This is a genomic window from Romboutsia sp. 13368, from assembly GCF_018336475.1.
Lineage (GTDB): Bacteria > Bacillota > Clostridia > Peptostreptococcales > Peptostreptococcaceae > Romboutsia.
In genome coordinates this window covers 1,015,423-1,019,890 of the sequence record NZ_CP048741.1, presented here as the reverse complement: position 1 = coordinate 1,019,890, position 4,468 = coordinate 1,015,423, and the positions used below count along the sequence as shown (strand labels likewise).

Annotated in this window: 4 protein-coding genes and 1 pseudogene; all 5 read left to right on the top strand. The window is 26.1% G+C overall.

Annotated elements, in window-relative coordinates; all coding sequences use genetic code 11:
• The first annotated feature begins 265 nt into the window (after nucleotides 1-265).
• The 5 genes and pseudogenes from G3997_RS11580 to G3997_RS04135 all read left to right on the top strand — a co-directional run bounded on the left by G3997_RS11580 (nucleotide 266) and on the right by G3997_RS04135 (nucleotide 4,343).
• Nucleotides 266-586: pseudogene (locus tag G3997_RS11580) on the top strand (DUF6873 family GME fold protein).
• A complete protein-coding gene (locus G3997_RS11575; protein WP_334299847.1) occupies nucleotides 583-1,017 on the top strand; it encodes a DUF6873 family GME fold protein in 435 nt (144 codons plus the stop codon). Before G3997_RS11580 ends, G3997_RS11575 begins: the two are co-directional and overlap by 4 nt.
• Before the next feature lie 652 nt (nucleotides 1,018-1,669).
• Nucleotides 1,670-3,586, top strand: a complete 1,917-nt coding sequence (locus tag G3997_RS04145) for an OPT family oligopeptide transporter (RefSeq protein WP_296648571.1) — start codon at nucleotides 1,670-1,672, stop codon at nucleotides 3,584-3,586.
• 69 nt (nucleotides 3,587-3,655) lie between these two features.
• Nucleotides 3,656-4,006 (top strand): PqqD family protein, encoded by a 351-nt coding sequence (locus G3997_RS04140; RefSeq protein WP_296648566.1) that lies wholly within the window; start codon nucleotides 3,656-3,658, stop codon nucleotides 4,004-4,006.
• A gap of 1 nt (nucleotide 4,007) precedes the next feature.
• Nucleotides 4,008-4,343, top strand: a complete 336-nt coding sequence (locus tag G3997_RS04135) for a hypothetical protein (protein WP_296648561.1) — start codon at nucleotides 4,008-4,010, stop codon at nucleotides 4,341-4,343.
• The last annotated feature ends 125 nt before the right edge of the window (nucleotides 4,344-4,468 follow it).

Below are 4,468 nucleotides of genomic sequence, written 5' to 3'. Positions count from 1 at the left end.
ATTAAAATATTATATTATGTATAAATATATTTTACCATTTTTTTTACCATTTTTCTTTAAAATTTTCTATTTATATAAAAATCATTTATTTTTACTATTCAAACTACATCATATTATTAATATATAAATTTAAAATAATTTTTTATTTAACTATTTATTTCCTATGTACTACCTCTATCCTAAAGCAATGTTTGATTTAATAAACTTGAAAAAATCATAAAACTATATATAATAAATTATGTATTAAATTCTAAGGAGATAAACAATGAAATTTGCTAAAAATTCATTTATTGTAAATAATAGATTACAACTTGCAATAGTTGATAAAAGAATTCCAAAAGATATGGAGATTAGTTTAAATAATCTAGGTGTAAATATAATAAAATCTACTGATTGTAGTGATACCTATGAAGCCATTAAATGTCATCCAGATATAAGCGTATGTAAATTAAATGATAACAATATAGTAGTTGCTCCTAATGCATATGATTATTATAAAAGYKYWAAWKWARWWAMTMMAAAYAWWWAWWARMWRYMKAKWRAWWATTWTRWAKAAMAWKAWAAWTRWWMRYTWWTTATAATATAGTAATTCTTAAAAATTTTGCTATACACAACTTTAAATATACAGATAAAGTAATACTTGATTATCTAGAAAAAAATAATATAAAAAAGATAAATGTATCTCAAGGATATTGTAAATGTTCTATATGTATAGTTGATGATAATTCTCTGATTACTTCAGATGAGGGTATATACAAAGAAGTAATTAAACACGGTATAGATTGTTTATTAATAGAAAAAGGACATATTGACTTATTTGAGTTAAATTATGGATTTATAGGTGGGTGTAGTTTTTTAATCTCAAATGATGAATTAGTTTTCCTTGGAAATATAAAGAATCATCCTGATTATGATAGAATACTAAATTTTGTTGAAAGTAAAAACAAAAAAATAATTTCTTTAAGTGATGATAAATTATTAGATTTGGGATCTGTAATTCAACTACTTGAATACTAAGTTTATAAATTGTGCTAGTTAATATATTTTTTCTATTTCCTATCTCATAATAACTTTCTTCAATTATAAAATATCCATTAAAATCAGATGGTAAATTGTTTATTTTATTATTTGCTATTCTATTTATATGTTTAGCTTTAGGATGAGTTACTTTTCCTTTAGCCTCTTGAATTTTAATCTGATTATCATTATTAAAATCTCCACATAAATTATTTATAAATCTTTTTAGTATATCCATAACTATTCTCCTTTAATAAATTTTTATTATATATAGATAATATTATCTCCTATCTGTATAGTTTATATAATTTTAGTTTAATACACATACTCTTTATTAATCAATTTATTTTTATATTATCATGGAAATATCATTCCCCAGGAAATCTTTAAAGTTAGTATTTCCAATATATACAGCATTTTTATTTTTATGATGTTATGTATATTTTTATAAACTTTCAAATCGAAATATGTAGTTTATATTTTAGTTTTCGTCATAAGTATATCTTTTTCTCTATTATAGTTCATAAAATTTTATTTTTACTGTTTTTAAATAAGTACTAGCTTTTTATGTATATCTATAAATTATTACACATACAATTAAATATCTAATCCTACATAACAAATTTTACAAATATTATAAGGAGGTCATACTATGGATAAACAAAAAGAATTTAAACCTTTTATTCCGGCTAATAAAATAGTTCCTGAATTTACAGTTACATCTATAGTTTTAGGTTGCTTATTAGCAGTTATATTTGGTGCAGCCAATGCCTACTTAGGTCTTAGAGTTGGTATGACAGTTAGTGCATCTATTCCTGCAGCTGTTATATCAATGGGTGTTTTAAGAGTTATATTAAAAAGAGATTCTATACTCGAAAACAATTTAGTTCAAACCATCGGTTCTGCTGGTGAGTCATTAGCAGCAGGTGCTATATTTACATTACCTGCAATGTTTATATGGATGAAAGAATGGGGAGTTGGAAGTCCTAGTTTATTAAAAATTGCACTTATAGCTTTATGTGGTGGATTACTTGGAGTATTATTTATGATACCTCTAAGAAAAGCACTTATAGTTAAAGAACATGGTGTACTTCCATATCCAGAGGGAACAGCTTGTGCAGAAGTTTTACTTGCTGGTGAAGAAGGTGGATCTAAGGCCTCTGTTGTATTTGCTGGCCTTGGAATTGCAGCAGTTTATAAATTTATAGCTGATGGTCTTAAATTATTCCCAAGTGAAATAGAGTGGGAAATACCAGGTTACTCTAATGCAGCATTTGGTATAGATGTGCTTCCTGCGCTACTTGGTGTTGGTTATATATGTGGATATAAAATATCTGGATATATGTTTGCTGGTGCTATACTTGGTTGGATAGGTCTAATACCATTATTTGCACTATTTGGTGCAGATACTATACTTTATCCTGGAACTGTTCCTATAAGTGAATTAGGTTTTTGGGGAATTTGGGATAATTATATAAGATATATTGGTGCAGGTGCAGTTGCTTGTGGTGGTATAATAAGTTTAATTAAATCTCTTCCTCTAATAGTTAATACTTTTGCTAAAGCAATGAAAGATTATTCTAATATGGATAAATCTAATAGTACATTAAGAACTGACCAAGATATGTCTATGAAAGTTGTTTTACTTGGTTCTTTAGCTGTAGTTATTGCTATATGGCTAATACCTTCTATTCCAGTTAATTTTGTTGGTGCACTTTTAATAGCTATATTTGGTTTCTTCTTTGCAACAGTATCTTCAAGACTTGTTGGTTTAGTTGGTAGTAGTAATAACCCAGTTTCTGGTATGGCTATAGCTACATTACTTATAAGTACAATAGCATTAAAATCAACTGGTATGGTTGGTCAAGATGGTATGATGGGTTCTATAGCTATAGGTTCTATTATATGTATAATAGCTGCAATTGCAGGAGATACTTCTCAAGATTTAAAAACAGGTTACATTGTTGGTGCTACTCCTAGAAAACAACAATTAGGAGAACTTATAGGAGTTTTAATATCTGCTTTAACTATAGGTGCAGTTTTATACCTTTTAAATGCAGCATGGGGATTTGGTTCAAAAGATATACCTGCTCCTCAAGCTACACTTATGAAATTAGTTGTTGAAGGTGTTATGGATGGAAACCTTCCTTGGCCATTAATATTTGCAGGTGCTGGTATTGCTATAGCTGTTGAAATAATAGGTATACCTGTACTTCCATTTGCAGTTGGTCTATATCTTCCAATACACTTAAGCGCTGGTATAATGTTTGGTGGAGTTATAAGACTATTCCTTGAAAATAGAAAAAATGTAGCTGAAGATATTAAAAAAGAACAAATTGACAGAGGTGTTTTATATACTTCAGGTCTTATAGCAGGTGAAGGGTTAATCGGTGTATTACTTGCTATATTTGCAGTTATAAAAATTGGAGAAAGATCCCTAGCAGATATAATAAACTTATCTGGTTCTGTTAATTTAGGTCAAATAGGTTCTCTAGTATTCTTTGCATTATTAATACTTACTTTATTTAAGTTTACTATTTGGTATAAAGATAAGAATAAAGCTAGTTAGAAATTAATATAGTTAGTTAAGGGAGTTGTCTTAAAGTCACTCCCTTAATTTTATATATTGGAGGGTTTTATGAGTAAGAAAGTTAAAAATTATTTAGATTTTGTTCCTATAAAAAATGAAACTATAAAATGGAATGAAGATAATACTGGTATTATCACTTTAGAAATTACTAGAAATAATATATTTGATAAAATAGCTCAAAAAGCTTTTAAAGTTCCAAACAAAAGCTTTATAGAGCTTGATAAACATGGTAGTTTTGTGTGGAAATGTATAGATAATAATAAATCAGTATATGAATTATCTAAAGATGTAAAAAAACATTTTGGAAATGATGCTGAACCTTTAATAGAAAGATTAATAGAGTTTATTACAATACTTGAAAGTAATAGATTTGTAAAGTTTAAAAAAGGAGGAAAATAATATGTTAAGTACTCTATTTTACATACTTTTATTTGCTATTGCTACTGTAATAATATATATTTGGGGTATGAAAAAAGAACAAACTAAAGAAAAAGATCTAATGGATAAGCTTTATAAAAAAAGTGAAAGGATTGTTATTAAATCTTTTAAACAAAATAAAACTTTATCTAGAAAAGATATAGAAAATCAACTTACTAACGTTAAGTCTTCTCTATTTTATAGTAAACACAAACTAATCATAAAAGATCCTTCTCATTTAGCTAAAATAATTATTGGTAATCTTTTAAAAAATGGTACTATCGAAAAAAACACAAATGGATATTCTTTAAAATGCTAATCTAAGTAAAAATAAATATAATTTATATAAAAAGAGCCTTTTATAAAGAGGCCCTTTCTTATATAATAAACTTTTTTATTTAATAAACATCATACCTATTGATAATATAATAGCTGAAGATATAT

Coding starts and splice junctions, on each gene's coding strand:
- G3997_RS04140 (WP_296648566.1), top strand. CDS start 3,656: ATGAGTAAGAAAGTTAAAAATTATTTAGATTTTGTTCCTATAAAAAAT.
- G3997_RS04135 (WP_296648561.1), top strand. CDS start 4,008: ATGTTAAGTACTCTATTTTACATACTTTTATTTGCTATTGCTACTGTA.
- G3997_RS04145 (WP_296648571.1), top strand. CDS start 1,670: ATGGATAAACAAAAAGAATTTAAACCTTTTATTCCGGCTAATAAAATA.